This is a genomic window from Lysinibacillus sp. FSL M8-0134 (assembly GCF_038069745.1).
GTDB classification, from domain to species: domain Bacteria; phylum Bacillota; class Bacilli; order Bacillales_A; family Planococcaceae; genus Lysinibacillus; species Lysinibacillus irui.
The window spans coordinates 131,692-157,066 of record NZ_JBBPAJ010000001.1; the positions used below are offsets into that span (position 1 = coordinate 131,692).

Annotated in this window: 14 protein-coding genes and 1 riboswitch; of the genes, 10 read left to right on the top strand and 4 right to left on the bottom strand. The window is 37.5% G+C overall.

The window, feature by feature from the left end; genetic code table 11:
* The first annotated feature begins 252 nt into the window (after positions 1–252).
* Complete coding sequence (locus tag MKY49_RS00710) at positions 253–4,464, top strand: S-layer homology domain-containing protein (protein WP_341385389.1); 4,212 nt, start codon at positions 253–255, stop codon at positions 4,462–4,464.
* A gap of 590 nt (positions 4,465–5,054) precedes the next feature.
* On the opposite strand, the gene MKY49_RS00715 is transcribed toward MKY49_RS00710, so the two are convergent.
* Positions 5,055–6,338 carry a hypothetical protein gene (locus MKY49_RS00715; protein WP_341385390.1) on the bottom strand — a complete coding sequence of 428 codons (1,284 nt, stop codon included), beginning with the start codon at positions 6,336–6,338 and terminating at the stop codon, positions 5,055–5,057.
* Positions 6,339–7,068: 730 nt separating this feature from the next.
* Between MKY49_RS00715 and MKY49_RS00720 the strand changes: the two genes are divergently transcribed.
* Both MKY49_RS00720 and MKY49_RS00725 read left to right on the top strand, forming a co-directional pair.
* A complete protein-coding gene (locus MKY49_RS00720) occupies positions 7,069–7,824 on the top strand; it encodes a peptidoglycan recognition protein family protein (protein ID WP_341385391.1) in 756 nt (251 codons plus the stop codon).
* A gap of 227 nt (positions 7,825–8,051) precedes the next feature.
* The gene (locus MKY49_RS00725; RefSeq protein WP_341385392.1) at positions 8,052–8,480 is read left to right on the top strand and encodes a bacterial transcriptional activator domain-containing protein; all 429 of its coding nucleotides are present in this window, start codon (positions 8,052–8,054) and stop codon (positions 8,478–8,480) included.
* 94 nt (positions 8,481–8,574) lie between these two features.
* On the opposite strand, the gene MKY49_RS00730 is transcribed toward MKY49_RS00725, so the two are convergent.
* The gene (locus MKY49_RS00730) at positions 8,575–10,209 is read right to left on the bottom strand and encodes an S-layer protein (protein ID WP_341385393.1); all 1,635 of its coding nucleotides are present in this window, start codon (positions 10,207–10,209) and stop codon (positions 8,575–8,577) included.
* Positions 10,210–10,462: 253 nt separating this feature from the next.
* Between MKY49_RS00730 and MKY49_RS00735 the strand changes: the two genes are divergently transcribed.
* The 3 genes from MKY49_RS00735 to thiC all read left to right on the top strand — a co-directional run bounded on the left by MKY49_RS00735 (position 10,463) and on the right by thiC (position 15,712).
* Positions 10,463–12,565, top strand: a complete 2,103-nt coding sequence (locus tag MKY49_RS00735; RefSeq protein WP_274795260.1) for a methyl-accepting chemotaxis protein — start codon at positions 10,463–10,465, stop codon at positions 12,563–12,565.
* A 105-nt stretch (positions 12,566–12,670) separates the two neighbouring features.
* A complete protein-coding gene (locus tag MKY49_RS00740) occupies positions 12,671–13,600 on the top strand; it encodes an AEC family transporter (RefSeq protein WP_274795261.1) in 930 nt (309 codons plus the stop codon).
* A 78-nt stretch (positions 13,601–13,678) separates the two neighbouring features.
* A riboswitch (TPP riboswitch) is annotated at positions 13,679–13,793 on the top strand.
* A 140-nt stretch (positions 13,794–13,933) separates the two neighbouring features.
* A complete protein-coding gene (gene thiC / locus MKY49_RS00745) occupies positions 13,934–15,712 on the top strand; it encodes a phosphomethylpyrimidine synthase ThiC (protein WP_274795262.1) in 1,779 nt (592 codons plus the stop codon).
* Between the two features lie 118 nt (positions 15,713–15,830).
* Here the strand turns inward: thiC and MKY49_RS00750 are convergent, their stop codons facing one another.
* Both MKY49_RS00750 and MKY49_RS00755 read right to left on the bottom strand, forming a co-directional pair.
* Positions 15,831–17,336: a catalase gene (locus MKY49_RS00750; RefSeq protein WP_274795263.1), complete on the bottom strand. Its 1,506-nt coding sequence runs from the start codon at positions 17,334–17,336 to the stop codon at positions 15,831–15,833.
* 284 nt (positions 17,337–17,620) lie between these two features.
* Positions 17,621–19,075 carry a helix-turn-helix domain-containing protein gene (locus MKY49_RS00755; protein WP_274795264.1) on the bottom strand — a complete coding sequence of 485 codons (1,455 nt, stop codon included), beginning with the start codon at positions 19,073–19,075 and terminating at the stop codon, positions 17,621–17,623.
* Between the two features lie 399 nt (positions 19,076–19,474).
* Between MKY49_RS00755 and hutH the strand changes: the two genes are divergently transcribed.
* The 4 genes from hutH to hutI all read left to right on the top strand — a co-directional run bounded on the left by hutH (position 19,475) and on the right by hutI (position 25,348).
* Positions 19,475–20,989 carry a histidine ammonia-lyase gene (gene hutH, locus MKY49_RS00760; protein WP_341385394.1) on the top strand — a complete coding sequence of 505 codons (1,515 nt, stop codon included), beginning with the start codon at positions 19,475–19,477 and terminating at the stop codon, positions 20,987–20,989.
* 70 nt (positions 20,990–21,059) lie between these two features.
* Positions 21,060–22,388: a YjiH family protein gene (locus MKY49_RS00765; protein WP_341385395.1), complete on the top strand. Its 1,329-nt coding sequence runs from the start codon at positions 21,060–21,062 to the stop codon at positions 22,386–22,388.
* Between the two features lie 15 nt (positions 22,389–22,403).
* A complete protein-coding gene (gene hutU / locus MKY49_RS00770; RefSeq protein ID WP_274795267.1) occupies positions 22,404–24,074 on the top strand; it encodes a urocanate hydratase in 1,671 nt (556 codons plus the stop codon).
* Positions 24,071–25,348 carry an imidazolonepropionase gene (gene hutI, locus MKY49_RS00775; protein WP_312507216.1) on the top strand — a complete coding sequence of 426 codons (1,278 nt, stop codon included), beginning with the start codon at positions 24,071–24,073 and terminating at the stop codon, positions 25,346–25,348. The genes hutU and hutI overlap by 4 nt, the downstream gene beginning before the upstream one ends.
* Positions 25,349–25,375: the final 27 nt, after the last annotated feature.

Genomic DNA, 25,375 nt, shown 5'->3' on the forward strand with positions numbered 1-25,375 from the left:
AACGAGAAAATGATCCAAACAAACCTCCCCTCCTTTGAAAAGGTAAGAAGCTTAACAGAAGCGTAAGACTCCCCCGAAAAGTAACATGAAATCGAAAAGAGAACCCCTTCAAAAACTCATATGATTATGAAGAAATTTACCTAACTATTTTCGATTTATCTATGAAGGTTCACTAGCTTTTGGTCGATATAAAGAGTATGAGGAAAATGATAGTTGTACGTATCAAAATACATAAGTGAAAGGAAGAGTGGAATGGATAAATCTAAAATCCAAAAAGTAAATAAAGCCTTGATTGCAACAGTATTTGCTTCAAGTGGGATTGCTGTTGTAGTGCCTTCACCACAAAAAGCGGCAGCGGCTACTTCTCCCTTTACGGATATTAACCAATACTCGGATAATTATAATGAAATATTAAAAGCTTATTCTCAAGGTATAATGAGCGGTTTTTCGGATAACACTTTCCGCCCAAATGTAAGTGTAACTCGTGGAGAGGCAGCGAAAATGCTGGCTACAGCGTTAAAATTGGATACGAAAAATATCCAAGATCCTTACTATAAGGATGTACCGAAGGGCAATCAGTATTATAAATATGTAGCGGCATTACAAAATGCTGGCATTATGTCTGGTTATTCAAATGGCACATTTATGCCAAATGAAGTGCTTACTAGAGGCGAATTAGCCAAAATGGTTGTAGTTGGATTCCATCTAGAGGTTTCTCCTACATACAATAATATTTTCAAAGATGTGAATAGCCAAACAAGCAATGCTATCTATATTCAAACTTTAATCGATTTGAATATTACGAAAGGCACAACGCCTGTTACATTTTCTCCATTTGATCCTGTAACGCGCGGACAGTTTGCTTCATTTGTGGTAGGTTCACAAGAGAAGAAGAATAATGAAACATCGTACAAAATTACAAATGTTGATGATGACGCTGTTTACATAAATGGGAAATCTTATTCGATTCCGGAAAGTTTATCCCATATCTTTAATGACTATAATGAACCTGTATTAAAAGGTGCCTTTATTGAGGGGGATCTTTCGGGGAAAAGTATTCGCTCCATCTCAAAATTAACGATTAATGCAAGTGGTACAAGTTCAAGCTTCCTTGATTTCGATGGTGATTATGGATCATTAGGCGCAACGATTGTTGTAAATGGTAATTATATTGAGTTCTCAAATATGACGATGACAGGAACAATGTTTGTCAACGAAACCGTTCGTCCACCGTTGCATTTAGGGGCTACACACAATCAGCCATTAGCTCTTGGACGCGTGGCAAGCAATAATATCTCATTTATTAATTGGTCAAATCCAGATAATAACAAAGGTGAAGATTCGCCAAATAACAATTCAAATGATCTTCAAAATTGGACAAACCCAAAATCTGATAAAGACAAGCCATTCGTCAACTGGTCTAAAGAAAAGCAGGAAATGAAAAACGTTGAAAAGCATCTTGAATTCTATAACAGTAGCGTTTCTCGATTAGTTGTATCGCAAACAGGTACAAAGATTGAAACGAATACAAAACTCCCTCGTGTAGACATCATTGGAAATGTACGAGAGTTTGAAATTCAAGGTGATATCGGCACGTTAAATCTGAATACAGAAACGAAGCTTACAATCTACGGTTCAGGAAATATAGATTGGATTAATTACAATAGCTACACAGATCTTGAGCTATATATTGATGGTCGTATCGGCACATTATTTGTAGATAACTCATATGGCAAAATTGATATTGGCGACTATACGTATATCGATAAAGTCATCTTACCTAAAGATGGATCACCAAATAATATCTTCGATGATTTCCTGGATGATAAAGATAATATCGGCAATATTACTGATCCAGATGGTAAACCAATTGATAAAGACGAAAACGAGAATCAGGTTCCAGATGATAAAACAAAACCGATTGTTAGTATAACGAATGTCAAAGTACTAAGTGGTAGCGAGATTCAAGCAGACTTCACATCAGATGAGGTTGGTACGTACTACTATATTGTGCGTGAAAAAGGTGAAGAGGCACCAAATAAAAGTGAAATGGTCAACCGACTCTCCAATAAGAACGTGGCACATGGTACGGGGACAGCTATCAAAGGAACAAACTCAATTAAGGTTTCTAATTTAGGTGAGAAAAAAGAATATGTCATTTATATTATGGTAGTGGATGGCTCGAAAAATGCTTCGGATACTGTGTCACAATCGTTCCAAATGAAAGATGGAACTCCGCCAGTAGTCAAATCTCTACAAGTTACTCCTTTACATGGAGGCACACGTGCTGAATTTACTTTTACAGCTAGTGAGCCTGGAGACTATTATTACTATGTACGTAAGAAAACAACAGCAGCAGATCCAACTACAGCAGATATCGTTGCTAACCCAACTGGAAAAGGAGTAGCAAAAGCTGGTGAACTTGGCATAAAAGAAATGTTAACAGACTTAGAGGCTGAGACTGAGTATCAGCTTTACGTTGTTATGAAGGATAATTCAGGTAACTACTCCGTAGATCCTGCTGTAGCTAAGGAATTTAAAACAGGTGAGCTTGATAATATTCCACCATATGTTGTTGGTGGAGAATTAGTCTTACTTGATGAAATCAAAAATGAATTTTATATAACAGTAAGTGAAGAACTGGATCCTATTTCTGCAGAAAAAGTAGAGAATTATGATCTTTCTGGCACAGGTATAGTAAACCAAGGAGCACAACAACCGATACATCCCACAAAGGTTGTCTATAATAAAGCTCAGAAAAGACTTATTTTCACTATTCCATCACTTACAGGCTTTGTTAATGGGGATAACCTAGTTGTTACTATTTCACCGAATGTCAAAGATTTAGCTGATATTGAATTTGAAAATATAAAAAATATCCCAAATAATACCGTTCCACGAAATACAGCTGAGTACATTCATAATGATATGGAATTACCGGTTCTCACAATTATAGGGGAGCCAGTAATAAATAATACAAAGGATCAAACACTTCTAGAGTTTAATGCTTCAAAAGCGGGGACGTATCATTATTTAATTATGGAGTCAGATTTAACTCTAACGCGTGATGATCGTTTACGTTTAATTGAGGCAGTTCAATTAAATGAGACAACATTTAAAGTTGGAACACAGGATGTGGCAATCATAGGTAGTGGTGGAAATAAACCAGCACAATTAGGGAAGCAGAAAGTAACAATCCCTTTACCAAATACAATACCACCATTAGATCCATTTAAGAGCTACTCCATCTATATGGTATTGCGTGATCGTTCAGGAAATGTTTCTGATATACAAACAAAACATGTTATTGATGATAGAACGGCACCTAAGATTGAAAATACCTCTATTAAAATAGCTGAGGGTGATACAAAAGCATCCTTTAAATTTATGTCTGATGAAGCTGGAACGTATCACTATATTCTTAGAAGAGCTGATGATTCAACAGTTTCCGTACCAACTAGCGCTGAGGAAGTTATTGCAAGAGGAAGAGCAAGTACTATGCGAAAAGATACAAATGAAATTAACCTTTCTCCTCTAGAACCACATCAGAATTACGAGCTATATGTTGCAGTTCAGGATAGATATAAGAATGCAACAATGGTCCAAGTTGGTACAGAGTCAACAATCTATACACATGATGAAAAACAAAATAAACCAATTAGTCTAACGCCTGGCGAAAGTGGAACAGGTGTAATGGCATATAAATTCTTCTCTGACGGTACACCACCAAAAGTAGAAGATCCGATCGTTAAACAGCTTGATGGTAAAACATTAGAAGTGACTTTCTCGGAGGCTGTTGATTTAAAAGACTCGGACTTCCAATTAGTGGATCCTGAAACAGGTAACGCGATTACTCCTACTTATGCTTCATGGAAGTGGCAGGATAAAGTAGAGGATATTAATGAATGGAAGCCACGTAAAATGATACTTACATTTGCTAATGAAGTAACACAAAGTTTTGATATGACAATTAATGCAACTGCAAAGGATAAAGGCGGATGGACGTTTAGTAAGCTGGATGCAAAGTATCAATATCCAAAACCAGATGCTAACAATAAAATTATAGAAGCATATCTAACAGGAACTTTAGGTGGAAGTGATGTTAAAACATCTCCAACCATGGAAGTAAGTATTGAAATCAACACAGAGCTTTCATGGGAACAAACATATTATTACGCTGTTACTAACTCGGCTTCTCAGGTTCTCACAAAAGAAGATATTATTAATAGTATTGAAACTGGAAAATGGACTCAAGGTATTACACAGGCTGGTAAAAAGTTATTAACAACAAGTCAACAACAACAAAACCAATCAGAAGCAAGTTTCAGATTAACTTTGAAAGCTACAGGAAGCAACGCAATATTCATGGAGGGGCAAAGGGTTTATCTATTAACTGTTGATAAATATGGAAATGTAGTAATGGATGAGAATGGTTCATTGCAGTATACTTTAATTAAAAGGTAATAGTTATCTTTATCTTTTCTTAAATAGATTAAGATAAAAGGAAGATTTAATTATTGATATACGAATATATATGTTTTTCGCTCCAAAATATATAAAAAAATTATTATAAATACATCAGCTCTTTTACTCTTTATGACCCCGTTGCATTAGAATGCCTTTAGCAGCAAGCGCAAAAAATAACAAAGAAATTTTTAAAAGCCAAACTATCATAAATTGTAGTTTGGCTTTTTTGAGAATATCAGTTTCAATTATAAAGATAATAGCAAAGAAGGTGGATAGGGGGAGTTAGGTATATTATTAATGTTAATGACCTTATATACCTGTGGGATCATGCTACTATCAAAGTGCAAGATGTCAGGCTTCGCGTTAGGGAAACGTCTAACTTATTCAGTATATCGCCCAACGTAGTTAAAAAGTACGTTGGGCGATATGTTAGAGTACTATTTAATTCTCTACAAAGCGACGTTGTTATTGATTTTCACATTAGTGTTTGGTAATTTTAGGTAAAATTCATATTAGAGTTATATTGATAAAAAGATAGCACTAAAGAAACCAACAGAGGTTACCGGTATCTTTAATGCCATAAAGGTTTAATTCCTTATGATCTGGAAAGTACCAGAAGTAGTCGTTTGGATAATATGGCGATTACCACTGACAGTAAAGTCGGCTGGGACTTGCTTACCAAAATCATTGGAGCGATAGAAGGATGAATTAGCTGGTAATCCCTCCATAATGATTTCCATATTGGCATCGAATGTCACAGGCTCCTTATTTAATTCAGCTTTGAGTGTAATACGATTGCCCTTTTTCGTTACTTCTATATTCATCACGCCTTCATCCTCATTCACTAGCGTATAGAGTGGAGGAATGATGATCGTCATTTTATCTTTTGTCGTGAGAATAAAGCGTTCTGTATCAATCTCTGTCTCAGCAACATTAATTTTGGCTTTATAGGTATTTTTGTTTTTTGTCATAGCTGTAGTTTTACCTGGAGCAGCTGCGACATCAGAGAGAACGGGTTTTTTAGGTACGTTGTCTTTTGTAGGGAGTGTATATTTACCTTGTACAAAATCAACTAAAGTCCAGACATTCGGCACTAGTTCCTGTTGTACGGGTGTTAACGCTTCAAAGGCTGTTTTAACTTCCTGAACATCATGAACCGTGGATGTTTTCGGCGATAGGGCAGCAATGGCATTTTCAACTTCCTTTGCAGCTATTTTATCCTTCGTCACAAGCAGTTCAGCATCAAGTAACATCTGCTCGATCCCCACAGGTAAAGAAACATTGGAAAATCTCCGCAATGCATTAAGCTCCGCCCTGGCATCGGCCACCTCTTTATGGAACGTCAGGCGAGATGAATTAAGTAGTTGAATTTTATTGACCACTTTATCAACAGATGTATTTGGTGTGATATAGGACGTTAATATTTTTTGCGCAGAGGCACTTACATAAGACTTTTGCGCAGCGTTTAATGTATTATACCAATCGCGTGTTTCAAGGACATTTTGATAATAATGAACAGATGATGATTCTACAGAATTTAGCTTTTCTTCAATTTGAGCAGCTAGTTTACGGTAAGCCACTCTCGTTTGTTGATGTGCTGATAAGGTTGAATAGTTCGTCACATATTGTTTTTCAACTTCCGTCAACGCATTATATGCTTTAAGAGCTGCCTCTAAATTTGGTTGGAAGGTAGCAGTTGTATTGTTTATGTTGTTAATTAGTTGTATAACATTCGAGACGTTAGCATTGTAGTTGTATACATAGGCAGTTCTTGAATGGTCAGTCAAATTAGCTGCCGATGCTGGCGCACTGTAAAGTAGTGAAGGGACGGCCACTAAAGTCAGCAAGGCCAATCTTTTTTTGTTTTTCATCTTGGAGAATCCTCCTATTTTAATTGTTATTGTATATGGAACTATAACCCAACTAATATTTGGTATTATACTAATTTTATCATAGCCTAGGATTTTTTTATGCATTTTTTGGATGAATAGGTATATTGGTTATAAATTTAATTTAAGAATGGCATAACTTCAGTACCTATAAAGGAAATCAGACTGATTAAGATAATAGAAATATAGTGAAAAAACAGGTGATGTAAGGTTAATACATTGCCTTTTTTTTATGTAGTAGAAACCTGTTTATCCAAAGACACAATGAATAAATTGAAGCAAACCTTGCTACAGACATCAACAATGTTTGGGAAGCTGCAAATTGAATAGTGAAGGGAGACAATTGCGTAACCTTAGTCTTCTTTTCTACGAATCGACGGATAAAACAATCAAAGTAGCGGATAGAATGATCGAATTAATGGATAAATCAAAAAAACTGATGGATAACCCTAAAATGCACTCAAGTGAACATCTAATGTCCAGAAAATGTTGAGAATGGTGTTATAAATTTATAGTGTTATTTTTGTGAGGATCACACGTGCAATTATCAAAAGTGACTAGGCATCTTATTGCCTGGTCGTTTTTTATTTTTAGCACAATTTGTTCAGAAACTGTTCAGTTTATTAACGTAAGCTAGAAGCAATAAAAGAAGAGTGACTATAGGAATCACAATAGTTTGGCAGGTAATGAACAAAAAGGATGGTACATCATAATGGTAGTATGGCGTCAGTATTTAGTTCCAGAAACACAGGCAGCTAAAGTGACTTATGGAAAACAAAATACAAAAAAATATATTATTATTCATGAAACGGATAATGAGAAATCTGGGGCCGATGCGGATGCATACGCCCGTTTACAATATAATGGTCATTATAGGGAAGCTAGCTGGCACTTAACAGTGGACGATAAAGAAGCGGTTCAGTCGTTTGCGTTTGAATATGCATGTGTTGGAGCAGGATCAGCTAAAGGCAATTTACAAAGTATCCAAGTAAACATCTGTGTCAATTCAGACGGAGATTATTTACAGGCTGTGAATAATACAGCTGTTATAGTTGCAAGGATCATGAAAGAAGAAAACATTACAATTAACAACGTAGTACAGCATCATTATTTCAACAGCAAAAATTGCCCTAGAAAAATGCGGGAAGAGCGAGTAAAATGGATGCAGTTTATTTCTATGGTTAGAAATGCTTCGCACGGTACTGTGAGGAAGAGAAATGCCGTAAATGCTACTACGAAGTATTTTGTCGTAACAGGCCTATATGAAACTCAACAAGCAGCTGAAAATGCGCATGATGTGTTAAAGTACCGCTTTGGCTGGAATGCCTATATTGAACAATTAAATGACAAATGGAGAATTAAGGCCGGAAAATTTATAAGCAAAACGGAAGCAAAAGTAGCGGAGAAGAAAATAAAAGTCGCACAACTTTCAAAGATAACTGAGGTAGTGGCTGACTTAACTGAGTGAAATCGGTTGTTCAGGAATTGTTCAGAACAATGTAGTAAGCTAATTTATGTAATCTTGTCAAATGTCTTAATCCTTAAACAAACCAAGAAAGACTAGGTTTCTTTGCGAGCCTAGTTTTTCTTGGTTTATTTAGTAGATAGAAAGACTAATTCTGATTTAGAAATCAAACCACAGGCTAGAAGGGCGTACAAATTTCTAGACCATTACTGAATTCTGGCTATAAATTATTGGTAGAAAATGTTGCCGTAAATGTAGAACAGTGGCTCTCTAACTTCAAGACATTGCCGCCAATCGAACAAACAACAGTGGATGAGCACGAAAAGGTTTTCCAAATGTACACCGGTGATTATTTAGGTGATTGTGATTATTTAAGGGCAGAAGGTGAAAGAGAACGCTTAAGACGTCTGTGGTTACACTATGCCCATCAGTTAAGTGAGTTTTACATAAAAAATGAAAATTATCTTGCTGTCATAAAGGTGCAGGAAAAAGTTCAATTATTGTTTTCTGATGAGGAGGAAAACTATTTCACCTTGATGAAGCTATATGATCTATTAAATAACGGAGCTGCTGTTGAGGAGCTATACTGGCTATTAAAAAAGGCCCTTCAGGAGCATTTGGCAGTGGAGCCAAGTGAGGAAATTGAGGAATGGTATTAGAGGTGGAAAAAGGCTAATACGTCGCAGGTGGATGCTTTTAACTAGTATATTTTAAACATGGGAAAGGACTCTGTATTAAGCAGAGTCCTTTCTGTTAGTATTGTAAACCATCCTTCTTAGCATAGTTGTAATTGTTAATTGCGTTGAAAAGATTATCATAAGCATTTGTAACTTCACTTTGAGTTGGGTTATAACTGTTAATAACTGATTGTGCTAGGTCAATATAACTTTGTAAATATAGCAAATCAGATGGGATTGTCCACTGCTGGGAGTGATGAATATCATACCCATCATATGAAGAAGTCAATACTTTGCTGTTATTAGCAGTTGCAATGAGTGTTTGTAAATTAGTTTTATCCACATACCCATTATTCCCATACTTATGAGCACTCTTATAAGTCCAAATAGCATTGTTTAAATTATTGATAGCATTAGCTATATCCGTTTGAGTTGCATAATAATTATTAACAACTGATTGAGCCGATGATACAGCAGACTCTATTGCGTTTCTTTCTGTTTGTGTAGTCCATGGGGTATTATATGGCACATTCGAGCCATCCCAAGAAACCGTAACGTATTGAACAGAATTGATTAAAGATTGTAGTGAAGCTTTATCGCCATAGCCATATTTTGTTCCGCTTTTTTGAGCAGCTTGATAAACAGCTAGGGCATTTTTGTATTGACTGATGGCATTTTTCACTTGTTCTTGGGAGGCACTGTTGTTGTTTGCTACAGCTCTTGCGCTTGCTACTGCTGAATCAAATGCGTTTCGCTCAGCCTGTGTTGTCCATTTGTCTGTTGTTAAAATATCATAGCCGTTTACAGATACATGTACATACGGTGGTGATGCTAGTAGTGTATTAAGCTCTTTTTTATCTATAATAGGAAGAGTAACCGAAACATTTTTATTGTCTACTTGTACGTTCCCTACTTGATGTCCTGAATCTAACGCTACTTTAGTACCGCCTTTTACAACGATTTGATCAATTTTTCCTTCACCGTACAGGTTGAAATCTTTGTCTACATTAATTGTAAGTTTTTCTACATTAGACATTACCTCAAAAGAAGTAACTTTCCCTACTACATCCACTTTTGAAAGTGTTTGATCAGAAGATACATTAACTTTAGTACGCGCTAAATTAATATCAGCTGATTTCATATCTCTTAACGTTACATATAACCAATTTACCTTTTTTGTGACAATTGGTTTTAGCGTAATTGTATCACCCACTTCGACTTCATCGAGCGTTATGGCCTTTTTTACTCTGTTTGTAATGATCAACTGACCATCAACACTAACGTCTTGAATCTTTACATAGTCTGCATTTACAGTGAGGTCTCCAGAGATATCTGCGTCACCACCGTCGAAATAGACAGATTTTTTGCTTGTCCCTGCTTTGTTTAATGTTAAAGCTGTAACGTCCGTAATTTGGCCGTTTTTTACGACAATAGTAGCTCGGGCGTTTGTTAAAGCTGTTTTGTTAGAAGTTTGAAAAAGAGATTTTAAATCTTTATGGACTCTAAATGTACCGTTTGATGTGATGACCGTATCTTTTGTTAGATTTCGGATAGTCACAGATTCACCAATGACTTTTTTTGTTGCTGCTACTTGAGTTTCATAGGAATTTACTTGGTTTAAAGGTGTAGCGGCACTTGCGGAAGACACTGGTATTACTAGCGTCGCTGTAATAGCCGTGGCCATTAATGTTGATAGCGCTTTATTTTTCATGTAAGTCACTCCAATCAGGTTATTTATTAGTTAATATATCATATTTTTCTATAATTTAGAATCGGGGGAGGATGTTATACTATGAAGCTCTATTCAAATAAGTCATAAGTCCTTTCCTTTGTAAAATGAGTTATTGGCGAAATACCGGTATTTCTCTCTATTATTATGTAAAATTTCTACTTTATTCGATAAATATTTTATTGTGATACTATCTTCCATCCTTTATCATTATTATAAAAAAGGGGTGTTAGTGGTGAAAAAATCGAGGGGTATTGCATTAAAACTATCTTCCTTAATTATAGGATTATTTTTAGTATTATTTTTATCCTATACAGTGACCACGGGCATTATTATAAAAAAACAAAGTGTTGAAGACGCAGAGCATGGAACATTGCAAACGGCTGAATCTTCAGCAGCTATTATGAGTGAGCGTTTTAAGAAAGCCAATACAACATTACATACGACAAAGCGCATTATTGAAAGCATGGAGAAAAATAATACATTATCAGCTCAGGGCATCCTAGACATGATGAAAAGTAATTTAGCTAATAACGATGATTTACTTGGGGTTGGAGCTGTCTTTGAGCAAAATTCTATTATGCTGAAGCCGAATGATGAAGCTACTTTAGTGGATTCCAAAAATCGATTTGGCCCTTATTTAAGTAAAAATGGTAATGACATTACGACAGCTCTTATTGAAGGTGTCGATGATAAAAGTGTTTCTGAATGGTATTGGATACCAAAAGAAGAGGGACGCGCAGTTTTGACTGAACCGTATGATTATAATGTAAACGGACAAACCGTTTTAATGACAACCATTTCGGTGCCATTAGTCAATGCTTCTGGTTCATTCTTTGGTGTACTGACAGCAGATGTTTCTATAGATTTTTTAAATGAACTAACAGAATCGGTTGCACCAGAAGGTGGTTACGCAGCCATTATTACGAATAAAGGTATACTGACAGCCAATAGCTTTGGTAAAGAGCTAGATGGTCGCAATATGCAAGAGGATCCGACTTGGAAAAGTATAAGTAAGACAATGGAAAATGGCGAGCTAACAAATATGTACATTGATTCTAATCAGCTAAAGGAAAGGGCTTATAATGTCTTTGCTCCAATGATATTAGAGGATATTGATGAAACATGGACAGTTCAAGTCGTGTTACCCGAATCAAAAATACTAGAGACATATAATCACGTATTCGTATTTACGATTATTGCCTCCATTATTATGGTAATTTTAATGACAGCTGCAAGTGTGTTATTCATCTATAAACAGCTAAAGCCACTCAAGTTTTTACGTACATCTATCGAAACGGCAGCAGAGGGAGATTTAACCCAAAAGGTGGATGAGAAGTATATTAAGGCTGATGAAATTGGGGCAGTTGCATTAGCTTACAATAATATGCTAGATAAAACCAATGGTGCGATTCAAACCGTATTGAACTCTACTACATTATTAAACCAATCGTCCAATCAAGTACATGAGGCCTTTAATGAAATTGTAGCGTCTAGTCAAGAGGTGTCTGTTGCCATCAATGAAATTGCACAAGGCGCATCGAAGCAATCTGAGGATACGGAAGAAACGAATTATCGAATCATGGATTTATCTGAACAGATTGATGCCATTACAGCTCTTTCTAATGAAATGGATGAACTCTCTCATAAAACGAACGAAACAACAGAAAAGGGATTGTACGAGGTTGAAAGCTTACGTGAACGTAATATAGAGACAAATGAGATGAACGGTCGTATTCAACAACAAATCGAATCATTAGCCTCTCACATTGCGAATATTAATCATATCATTGCTTCGATCCAAAGCATTACTGAGCAAACTAATCTATTAGCTTTAAATGCAAGTATTGAGGCAGCACGTGCTGGTGAACATGGTAAAGGATTTGCTGTCGTTGCAGAGGAAGTAAGAAAGTTAGCCGAGCAATCTAAAAGTGAAACAGAAATTATTAAGAATACAGTAGAAAGCATCCTTGAAAATTCACAGCAAACAGTTGCTGTCATTGCATCTAATGCGGATTTAATGCAATCTCAAAATGAATCCGTACAAAGTACACAACTGGCATTTAAAGATAACAGTGATTTGTCACGTTCAATTGCAGCCTCTATTAGTGAATTAATGAGTAAGCTATCGAGTATGTTAGAGCATAAAAATCAAGCGATTATGGCCATCCAAAGCATATCAGCAATTTCAGAGGAAACGGCTGCCTCAGCTGAACAAGTAAGTGCATCTGCAATGGATCAACAAGCAGAGTTACAAAAAGTAGCCGAGTCTATACAAAATATGAACGATATTTCCAATGAACTGCAAGAAGTCGTGAATCGTTTTAAATTAGCGTAAAATGAAGGGCTGCCTAAACAAATAGGCAGTCTTTTTTTATTGGAAGAGACATTGACCTAGTAGAAATTCGGCACTACTATAAAAGAAGGGAAGGGGGTCATCGAAATGATGTATCTCGGAATGATTTTCTTTCAAATTGTTGCACCTATTTTAGTGTTACTTATAGTAGGTGCTATCTTACAAAAGAGATTTCGCTTTAATTTAAAAGCGTTGTCTCAGCTTATTACATATTGCTTTATGCCAGCAGCTGTTTTTGTAAATTTATATGAGACGAGTGTAGAGCTGTCTGTACTGGCAGAGGTCGGATTGTTTATTGTGCTTTTTATTGGGAGCCAAATGCTACTCAGTCACCTTTTTGCGAAGTGGCTTGGTTTAGTTAAAACAGAGGCAGCAGTTTTTAAAAATAGTGTTGTGCTCATTAACTCTGGGAACTATGGCATTCCGGTAGCTCAAATGATTTTTGTAACACAACCTATTGGTGTAGCGATTCAGGTCATCCTTGTAATCTTTCAAAATATGACAACTTATACATATGGTTTGTATAATTTAATTTCCTCTACCAAATCAGGAATGACGATTATTAAAGATTTTTTTAAAATGCCCATCATTCATGCGTTGATTATTGGTGTAGCCATGAACTATTTTAATATCGGTATTCCACAGTTTATTAAAATACCAATAGACCATGTAGCAGATGGCTTTATTGCTGTGGCACTAATCACGTTAGGTGCGCAATTATCGCAGCTTGAAATCAAATCTATGTTTAATAAAACGGTTTTCGTCAGCTGCTTCACACGTTTAATTGTCGGACCAGCCGTAGCTTTAGCCATTATTTTTTTATTGGGGTTAGATGGAGTTGTCGCTCAATCACTATTTATAGCCAGTGCTTTCCCGACATCCCGCAATAGCTCTAGTCTAGCATTGGAATACGATGTGGAATCGGCAACAGCTGCCCAAACTGTTTTATTTTCAACTATTGTCAGCTGTATAACGGTAACAATAGTGATTTATCTTGCGGACGTATTATTTGCTTAATCAATAGAATATTAAAAAATAATGAATGGAAAACTTCCATCTCATAGTAATATCTGCTACACTAGCATCAAACTAAATAGTATTAACTAGGGGAGTCTGATGAGTCAGGCTGAGAGGGAAACGCTTAGAGGTTTCTTGACCCTTTGGACCTGATCTGGCTCATACCAGCGTGGGAAAGTTAAGAAACTATTGCATAGTATGTGTATGCAATTTCAACCTTTACATTCGTGGCCGGATCCAAATAATTATTTTGGATTCGGCCTTTATTTATTTGTTAGGGTGAGCTAGATCCGGTCCTTGTAACAAAAAACATTTAAGGGAGAGAAGTAGCTCATGTCAGCAATTAGTGAAAAGAACATTACGATTATGTCTAGCTTTGAAGGAAGCAAAAAGGTGTATGTTGAAGGTTCCCGTCCGGATATTTTAGTACCAATGCGAGAAATTGCATTAAGTCCGACAACAGGAAGCTTTGGAAATGAAGAAAACGCCCCTATTCGAGTATATGATACGAGTGGTCCCTATACAGATCCATCTTATCAAGTAGATATTACAAAAGGTTTACCTGCCTTACGAAGTGGATGGATTCAAGAGCGAGGAGATGTAGAAGCATATGAGGGCCGCTCTATAAAACCGGAGGATAATGGTTTTCGTCGTGCAGATGATCCGCGTAATCATGAAAATGTCTTTCCTGAATTGGCAAGAAAGCCTTTACGAGCAAAAAAAGGGAGAAATGTAACGCAGCTGCATTATGCAAGACAGGGGATTATTACACCTGAAATGGAGTTTGTAGCGATACGTGAAAATATGGATCCAGAATTTGTCCGATCTGAAATTGCAGCTGGGCGCGCTATTATGCCTTCTAATATTAATCATCCAGAGGCGGAGCCAATGATCATCGGTCGTAACTTCCATGTGAAAATCAATGCCAATATTGGGAATTCCGCGGTATCGTCTTCTATAGCAGAAGAGGTTGAAAAAATGACATGGGCAACACGCTGGGGTGCTGATAATATTATGGATCTTTCAACAGGTAAGCATATTCATACAACGAGAGAATGGATTATTCGAAATGCAGCGGTACCAGTGGGGACAGTGCCAATTTATCAAGCATTGGAAAAGGTAAATGGCGTAGCAGAGGATTTAACGTGGGAAGTTTACCGTGATACGCTTATTGAGCAAGCCGAGCAGGGTGTAGATTATTTCACGATTCATGCAGGTGTACTATTACGCTATGTTCCCCTTACAGCTAATCGTGTAACGGGAATTGTATCTCGTGGTGGTTCTATTATGGCACAGTGGTGTTTATATCATCATCAAGAGAATTTCCTTTATACTCATTTTGAGGAAATCTGTGAAATTATGAAGACTTATGATGTTGCTTTTTCTTTAGGTGATGGCCTACGTCCAGGTTCAATTGCAGACGCCAATGATGAAGCCCAATTTGCAGAGCTTGAAACACTAGGTGAACTAACACAGATTGCGTGGAAACATGATGTTCAAGTGATGGTGGAGGGGCCAGGTCATGTACCGATGCATCTGATTAAAGAAAACATGGACAAGCAATTAGAAGTTTGTAAGGAGGCGCCTTTTTATACGTTAGGTCCACTTACAACGGATATTGCTCCAGGCTATGACCACATTACATCGGCTATTGGGGCAGCGATGATTGGCTGGTTTGGGACAGCAATGCTCTGCTATGTGACACCAAAGGAGCACCTTGGATTACCTAATCGCGAGGATGTTCGAGTGGGAGTAATTACGTATAAAATAGCGGCACATGCGGCAGATTTAGCGAAGGGGCATCCTGGTGCACAACGCCGAGATGATGCACTATCAAAAGCACGTTTTGAATTCCGCTGGCGTGATCAATTCAATCTATCTCTCGATCCAGAAAGAGCGGTGGAGTATCATGATGAGACTTTGCCAGCAGAAGGAGCAAAAACAGCACACTTTTGCTCTATGTGTGGTCCTAAGTTCTGTAGTATGCGAATTTCACAAGATATTCGAAATTATGCTAAAGAAAAAGACTTGAATACGACAGAAGCGATCCATCGAGGTATGAAGGAAAAGGCAGAGGAATTTAAAAAAGCGGGTAGTCAGATTTATCAATAATGTAAAAAGGCTTGTGTTGTAGTATCGACACAAGCCTTTTGTGATTAAAAAACTCCATGTGAGTGAAAAATTCACATGGAGTAAAAATTGGATTTGGATATCAATAATAAGTGGAATATTAAACGTTTGTTGGTTGTTTTACATATGGGTTTGTAAGATCCATACCTTCTAATGAAAGACCCATTGCTTTTGCTACACCTTCACCATATGCTGGATCTGCTAAATAGCAGTGAAGGATGTGACGGCGCTTGATGAATTCTTCAACAGAAGCCATATCATTTGCCGTATTTTCAAATAGACGTTGTTGCTCTTCTGCCGTCATAAGTCGGAATAGTTTACCTGGTTGTTCAAAGTAATTGTTGTCGTCTTCACGGAAGTCGTGAATACCTGCATGACCATCGATACGTAATTCAGGCTCTTTATAGTCTAAGTTATGCTCCCATTCACCATAGCTATTTGGTTCATAACCTAGTGTTGAACCAAGGTTGCCATCAAAACGCATTGCACCATCACGGTGGAAAGTGCGGAATGGACATTTCGGTGCGTTAACAGGAAGCATATAGTGGTTAACACCGAGACGATAACGCTGTGCATCTGCATATGCAAAGATACGACCTTGTAACATTTTATCTGGTGAGAAGCTAATACCAGGAACAATATTAGACGGTGCAAATGCAGCTTGTTCAACTTCTGCAAAATAGTTGTCCGGGTTTTTGTTTAACTCAAACTCACCCACTGGAATTAATGGGAAGTCTTTTTTATACCATACCTTTGTTAAATCAAATGGGTTGTATGGTAGCTCGCGAGCTTGCTCTTCAGTCATTACCTGAATGTACATTTTCCATTTAGGGAAATCGCCTTTTTCGATTGCTTCATATAAATCACGTTGTGAAGATTCGCGGTCTTGACCAATGATGTCATTAGCTTCAGCGCCAGTTAAGTTTTTAATGCCTTGCTCTGTACGGAAGTGGAATTTAACCCAAACACGTTCATTATCAGCATTGATAAAGCTATACGTATGAGAACCAAAACCATGCATATTGCGGTAACCAGCTGGAATACCACGGTCAGACATTACGATTGTCACTTGGTGAAGTGCTTCTGGTAATGAAGTCCAGAAATCCCAGTTAGAATTAGCGTTTTTCATATTTGTACGTGGGTCACGTTTTACCACGTGGTTTAAATCTGTGAAGTGTAATGGGTCGCGGAAGAAGAATACAGGTGTATTATTACCTACTAAATCCCAGTTACCTTCTTCTGTATAGAATTTAAGAGCAAAGCCACGGATATCGCGCTCAGCATCTGCCGCACCACGTTCACCTGCAACTGTAGAGAAACGTGCGAACATTTCTGTTTTTTTGCCAATCTCTGAGAAGATTTTAGCTTTTGTATATTGAGTAATATCATGCGTTACAGTAAAAGTACCAAATGCACCTGAACCTTTTGCGTGCATACGACGCTCAGGAATTACTTCACGGTTGAAATTTGCTAATTTTTCAACTAACCATACATCTTGAAGTAAAAGAGGGCCACGTGGACCTGCTGACATAGAGTCATGGTTACTTACTACTGGAGCGCCACCTGCTGTTGTAAAACGACGGCTACGATCATTTGCGTTTGTCATATTAGTTTACCTCCTGAAAAAAATGTGAGTCAAACTCTTCATCTATAACTATAACAAATATAAAATAGAATTGCTAGTACATTATAATAATTATCGTTAAAGAATTTATATATTTAAGTATAAACTATAAATATATGCGCTATACAGAAGTAATATACATAGTTTTTCACTTGAATTTTGCTAAGCTAATCTCAATTTGTAAAGTAATAAAGAGAAATGACTGCGTTAAAAATATCTTTATTGAAAATAAAGTGAGCTAATTGAAAACTATTTTAAACAAACTTTTATTTTTTTCTATATCGGTTTGGCGTAATACCAGTTTGTTGTTTAAAGATTTTAATGAAATAATTTGGATCATCGAATCCATTTAAATGAGCAATCTCACTAATTGCAAAATCTGTTTCTAGTAGCATTTTTGTAGCATGATGAATTCTAACTTGCTGTAAATAGCGCTTAAATGGCAGGCCTTGCTTCTTAGAGAAAATCGTACTTAAATAATTAGGACTAATTCCGAGCTTATGAGCAACAAAGGGTAGAGATAATGCACTATCTTTAAAGTGTTGATCAATTATTTCTAAAGCTAGTTCAACATAATCGGCTCTTTTCTCCATCCGGGCTTCTCTTGCTAACTCGATTAAAGTTTGTGTAAAAGAAATGATGCTGTTGAGAATAGTATAAAAAATAGGATGCTCGATAATGATGTGAAATAGCTGACGATAGTTTTGTTCAATAACAGCTTTTTCATGTAATTTATATTTCAACATAAAGCGCCGGATTTGTGCTAAGACACTTGTCAGATGAATACGTAAATCATCTTGTTCATAATAGATTCCCTCATTAGAAAGTCGATATAAAAAAGTTTTAACAGCCTCTAAGTTTCCATCTTCCAAACTACTTATTAATAATTGTTGCTCCTCTGGTGTTAGTAATGGATCAAAGGGCTGTGTTTCAAATTGTTTGCTGGCATAAAAAATATGACCAAAGCCTTCGTAAAAACTTTGATGTAGTGCACGCTTTGTTAATGCATACATATTTTTAATGGTTGTAGGTGTTCCATCATATATCCCGATATTTAAAGAACTATTACTAATCAAACGCCATTCCTTCATTAACGTTCGAACATCCTTCTCCACCATTTTTATATCGTCTGTGTCAAAAAGACATACGATTTTATTGGATAGAGGATATGTTTTCATATGGAAATGAATTGGAGTTTGTTGGAGCCAAGTGTAGAGCTTATTAAATGTCTCGTGATGCTCGGGTTCAATCATTGTAAAATGCAAAGTAGGTTCAATAGAGCTAGATTTGTTATCTAAAAATAATTGATAATAAAAGGAATCATTTGTCGCCTCTTGTGCATAATCTGTAATTTTTGGTGTGCGAAGAGAAATGGCAGCGAGTTTTTGCTTTAATAGTTCTAAGTCAATTGGTTTCACAAAAAGATGGGCAACCTGTAAATCAATTGCTTTTAATGCATTTTTAAATAGGGGTTCTGTCGTCATTGCTAGAATGGCACCGGATAGTTTTTGTAAATCTCGATAAAGAGCGTTTAAGCGATTATTAGGAAATAAATCGATATTTAAAAGAATCGCATCTGGTTCAAATTGTCGAATACTTTGAGTCACTTCTGAAATACTTGTACACATTTCAATAAAAACATCTCCAGGAAAATATGTATGTAAAAACCATTTTATGCCTGCTAATTCGGTTGGGTCACGATCAATTAATAACAGCTTCATACCATCAATCCTCCTTAAAATATTCTAGTTTCATATAAAATTACGATTATATTAATAAAAATAACATAAGAATCTGAAAAAAGTCTTGTTTTCTCTTTTAAAATTCTCTATATTCTGAAAAAGGTAGTTAGTACAATGTAAATAGAGTAATTGAACAACTATCAGCAACATCGATTTTTGCAATGAAAACGCTTAAAAGTGTTTTAATGCTGATGTTTTAACTATTACGATGAAATAAATCCCCCCAGTGGATTTCGCAGATTTTGAAGAGGAGCTTTTTGAGCAATTTCGAGAAAATCTGGACGCATTGTTTTTCTACGTAAAAGCTAAGCGTCAACGGCTATGATGCCGAGGCGTAATTGATTTACATAGTTACATAAGGGAATAGGAGGATGTCATGTGAATTCGATCATCGAGCTTGATGGCAATACATTAACAAGACAACAAGTTGAGGAAATCGTAAAGGGGCAAGCAACTGTAGCACTTTCTGCAGATAGTTTAGAACGAATTCGTTTAAGTAGAGAGCGTATCGAAAAACGTTTAGCAGAAGGGCAAACGATTTATGGTGTAAATACAGGGTTTGGAAAACTCAGCAATATAAAAATTGAAGAAGAAGATATTGAATTATTACAGTTGAATTTACTACGTTCAGATGCAACGGGTGTTGGTGAACCATTCCCAACTGATGTTGTACGCGCAATGATGGTGTTACGTGCTAATGCATTGGCTAGAGGATTTTCTGGTATTCGTGAAGAAACCGTCCAGCTGTTATTAGATCTTATTAATAAAGGCGTGCATCCAATTGTTCCATCACAAGGTTCGGTAGGAGCAAGTGGTGATTTAGCGCCATTATCCCATTTGGCATTAGTACTAGTGGGTGAAGGTAAGGCAGAGTTCAACGGAGAAAAAATGAGTGGTAGCGAGGCGTTAAAGCAAGCTGGATTAACACCAGTTCGACTACAAGCGAAAGAGGGTCTGGCACTTGTTAACGGTACGCAAGCAATGACAGGTATTGGAGTTTTAACGGTCAATGAAGCTGAACGAATTGGACTTGCAGCAGATATGGCGGCTAGTTTGACGCTAGAAGCATTGAAGGGCATTACGTCAGCATTTGATCCAGCGCTATTAGCTGTAAGACCACATCCAGAATTAGAGCTGGTTGGTGGACGTATTCGTAAGTGGCTTGATGGTAGTAAACGTGTAACAAAGCAAGGGGAAATTCGCATGCAAGATGCGTATTCGCTACGCTGTATTCCGCAAGTACACGGTGCATCTTGGCAGTCATTTTTCTATGCAGAGAACCGCGTTCAAACGGAAATGAATGCTACGACAGATAATCCGATTGTATTAGAGAGTGGTGAAGTATTGTCGGGAGGTCATTTCCATGGTCAACCGATTGCTTTAGCAATGGACTTTTTGAAAATTGGTGTAAGTGAATGGGCTAATATTTCAGAACGTCGTACAGAACGTATGGTAAATCCACAGCTTAACGAAGGCTTACCGCCATTTTTAGCGACAAATCCTGGAATTGAATGTGGACTGATGATTGCACAATATACAGCGGCTTCCATTGTCTCAGAAAATAAAGTCTTGGCACATCCCTCTAGTGTGGATTCTATTCCGACATCAGGCAACCAAGAGGATCATGTGAGTATGGGCACAACTTCGGCTCGTCAAGTACGTCAAATTGTTCACAATGCGGCTCGTGTTATAGCAATAGAGTTGATTTGTGCATCACAGGCAATTCATTTAGATAAAGCGGAAGAGCAATTATCTCCAACAACTCGAAAGTATTTAGAAAAAGTGCGTGAATTCTGTCCACCATTATTAGCAGATCAACCAATCGGTGATGAAATTGAAGCATTGGCTAAGTATTTATTAGCAAGTGATGATCTAGTTAATGAATATGTGTAAATTAATTGAATAAACTTGTTAGAAATTAAAGTTAAAAGCTCTTTCTAAATAATATCTGAGGGGGACTTGGATGGAATTTCAACAACAAGAGCTGAGGCAAGACTCGGTTTTCCGAGCTTCCTCCGCTTTGAAAATGATTATATGCAGTTTAGTCGGAATATTCAGTTTCTTTGTTTCGTTTGAATGGCGAGGCAAAGATACAATCTTAATCGATCATATTGTGAACTTTATCCGTGCAGAGGTACCACTATTGGTGACTGCATATGTTCTGATCATGCTCGTAGGGGGAGCATTACTTCCATTTTTAACTAAAAAATGGAATAACTCAATTGTTAGTATTGTGTTATCTATTTTTAAAGTGTGTGGAATGGTAGCAGGAATTTTATTAATTTTTAATTTAGCACCGGGATGGCTAGCGAACGAAAGTATTGGACCGTATTTGATGGAGAAGCTTATTAAGCCTGTAGGAGTACTGATTCCAATTGGTTCATTATTTCTAGCACTTCTTGTAAGCTATGGGCTACTTGAATACATTGGTGTGTTAACGCAACCGTTTATGAAGCCAATCTTTAAAACACCTGGACGGTCAGCAGTTGATGCTGTTGCCTCATTCGTGGGTAGTTATTCGGTTGGTTTACTTCTAACAAACCGTGTCTATATGGAAGGGCGTTATACAGCGAAAGAAGCTGCTATTATTGCGACCGGCTTCTCTACTGTATCGGCAACGTTTATGGTAGTCATTGCGAGTACGCTTGATATTATGCAGCATTGGAATGCATTCTTCTGGGTATCGCTCGTAGTAACATTTGTGGTCACGGCCATAACAGCTCGTATATATCCACTTCGTTCAATGAAGGATGAATATTACCAGGGTTCGACACCTATGCCCGAAAAGATCGTTAAGAAGGATCGTTTTAAGGAAGCTTGGCGACAAGCGATGGAGGCTGTAGAGCAAAACCCACCTTTATCCAAAATTTTATGGATGAATTTGAAGGATGGTTTCATTATGGCAATGGGTGTTATTCCTTCTATTCTATCAATAGGTTTACTTGGATTGGTTCTTGCGACGTACACGCCTATTTTTGATTGGTTAGCTTATATTTTTGTACCTTTCACTTACGTACTACAAATTCCAGAGCCATTTTTAGCAGCCAAGGCACTATCTTTATCGCTTGCAGAGGTATTTTTACCAGCACTTGTCGTGACACAAGCACCACTCGTAACAAAATTTATTGTAGCAGTAGTATCCATTTCGGCTATATTGTTCTTCTCAGCCGTTATTCCACTAATTTTATCATCTGAAATTCCATTGACGTTGCGTCAAATTTTACTGATTTGGTTTGAGCGTGTCGTATTAACTTTAATTATCGTAACACCTATAGCATTTTTACTATTTTAAAGGAGAGTGTTTTGTATGGTATTCAAAACAGAAATTCGTGCACCACGTGGAAATGAACTAACATGTAAGGGTTGGACACAAGAAGCAGCTATGCGTATGCTAATGAACAATTTGGACCCAGAGGTTGCAGAAAACCCGGATGAACTGATTGTTTATGGAGGTATTGGTAAGGCTGCCCGTAACTGGGAGAGCTATGAACAAATTATTGCTTCTTTAAAAGAATTAGAAAATGATGAAACATTGCTCATTCAATCTGGGAAGCCAGTAGCTGTTTTCCGTACACACGAGCATTCCCCACGTGTATTAATTGCCAATTCAAACCTTGTTCCTGCATGGGCAAATTGGGATCATTTCTATGAATTAGAAGATAGAGATTTAATGATGTATGGTCAAATGACTGCAGGAAGCTGGATTTATATTGGTGCTCAAGGTATTTTACAAGGTACTTATTTATCGTTTGTTGAAGCAGGGAAAAAAGTATTTGGCACTGCGGATTTACGTGGTAAATTCATCCTTACAGGTGGTATGGGTGGCATGAGTGGTGCACAGCCATTAGCTGGAAAAATGGCAGGAGCTGTAATTCTAGTTGTTGAAGTAGAACGTGCACGCATTGAACGTAAAATTAAAGAAGGTTACTGTGATTACATTGTGGAAACGGTGGACGAAGCAATTGCCTTAGTGAATAAATTACGTGACCAAAAAGAGCCTGCATCAATTGGTCTTGTTGGTAACTGTGCAGACGTCAATCGTGAACTGCTAAATCGAGGGATTATTCCAGACTTTGTAACAGATCAGACATCTGCACATGACCCTATTAATGGCTATGTACCAAACGGCATGACATTTGAAGAAGCACTAGAACTGCGTAAATCAGATGTTAAAACATATGAACGAAAAGCGAAAGAAACAATGGCAGAACATGTGCGGACAATGCTAGAGTTCCAAGAAGCGGGCGCTGAAGTATTTGATTATGGTAATAACATTCGTGCATACGCTAAAGAGATGGGTGTAACAAATGCCTTTGATTTCCCAGGCTTTGTACCAGCATATATTCGTCCATTGTTCTGTGAAGGCAAGGGTCCATTCCGTTGGGCGGCTCTTTCAGGAGACCCAGAGGATATTTATAAAACAGATGCACTTGCGAAAGAGATGTTCGCTGAAGATGAAGGCCTTGTTAACTGGATTGATATGGCGCAAAAAATGGTTAAATGGCAAGGCTTACCTGCACGTATTTGCTGGTTAGGCTATGGTGATCGCCACCGTTTTGCATTAAAAGTAAATGAAATGGTTGCCAATGGTGAATTATCAGCGCCAATTGTCTTTGGCCGTGATCATTTAGATTCAGGTTCAGTGGCATCGCCAAACCGTGAAACAGAAGGAATGTTGGATGGTTCGGATGCAGTATCCGATTGGCCAATTTTAAATGCTCTTGTCAATACAGCGAGTGGTGCAAGCTGGGTAAGTGTACACCATGGTGGTGGTGTTGGAATGGGTTATTCCCAACATGCAGGCCAAGTGCTAGTAGCAGATGGATCTGAGCTTGCTGCAGAAAAAATTGCACGTGTATTAGTTTCAGATCCAGGGATGGGCGTTGTTCGTCATGCAGATGCAGGCTATGACATTGCTATTAATACAGCGAAAAACAAAGGTGTGCATATACCAATGTTAAAGGGTGATGTGAAGTGACCATTTTAATCAAGAATGCCAATGAAGTGATTACATTAAAAAGTAACATACAAGGTCCGCGTACGAAGGAACAAATGCGTGAAATTGCAGTGGTAGAAAACGGCTCTGTTCTTATTGAGGCAGATCATATTGTTGCTGTTGGAGCTTTGGATCAACTAGAGGTAGACTTTCCTGATTTAGTAAAGAATGCGGAGACTATTGATGCTTCAGGTAAGATAGTTATGCCAGGGTTAGTTGATTGTCATACACATTTAGTACATGGTGGGACTCGTGAACAAGAGTTTAATATGCGACTTAATGGTTCTACCTACATGGAAATTATGAATGCTGGTGGTGGCATTCACGCTACAACTAAACGTACACGGGAAACTAGCATTGAAGATTTATATGAAAAAACGATGCAACACTTAGATGTATTTTTAAAGCATGGTGTGACAACAGTTGAAGCGAAATCAGGCTATGGCTTGGATTGGGAAACAGAAAAGAAGCAGCTGGAGGTAGCAAAACAATTACAAGCTACACATGACATTGATGTCGTGAGTACATTTATGGGAGCGCATGCAGTACCGCGAGACTATAAAGGTCGTGAGGATGAATTTGTTGATGTCGTCATCAAGGATATGTTACCTAAAGTGGCCGAGCTAGAACTAGCTGAATTTAATGATGTATTTTGTGAAAAAGGTGTATTCACACCAGAGCAATCTCAACGAATTTTAGAAGCGGGGAAAGCACTTGGTTTAACCCCGAAAATACATGCTGATGAAATCGAGCCATATAAAGGTGCAGAGCTTGCTGCGGAAGTAGGGGCAATTTCGGCAGAGCATTTGTTAGTGGCATCGGATGAAGGTATTAAAAAAATGGCTGAAGCAGGTACAATTGCTGTCTTGCTACCGGGAACAGCATTCTTCTTACGGGCACCATTTGCAAGAGGACGCCTAATGATTGATGAAGGGGTGCCCGTAGCAATCTCAACGGACTTTAATCCTGGATCATCTCCGACAATGAGTCTACCATTTATTATGAATTTAGCTTGTATGCATATGGGTATGACATTGGAGGAAGTATTAACAGCTACAACGATTAATGCGGCTTATGCACTGAATCGGGGCGAACAAATAGGGTCCCTTGAAGCGGACAAAAAAGCGGACGTTGTGATTCTAGATGTTGCTAATTACAAGCAATTACAATACTTCTACGGTATGAACCATACACATACGGTCATCAAAAATGGTCAAGTTGTTGTGCAAAATGGAATTCTGCTGAAAGATCAATAATATTATGGGCATAAATAAGGCTAGAAA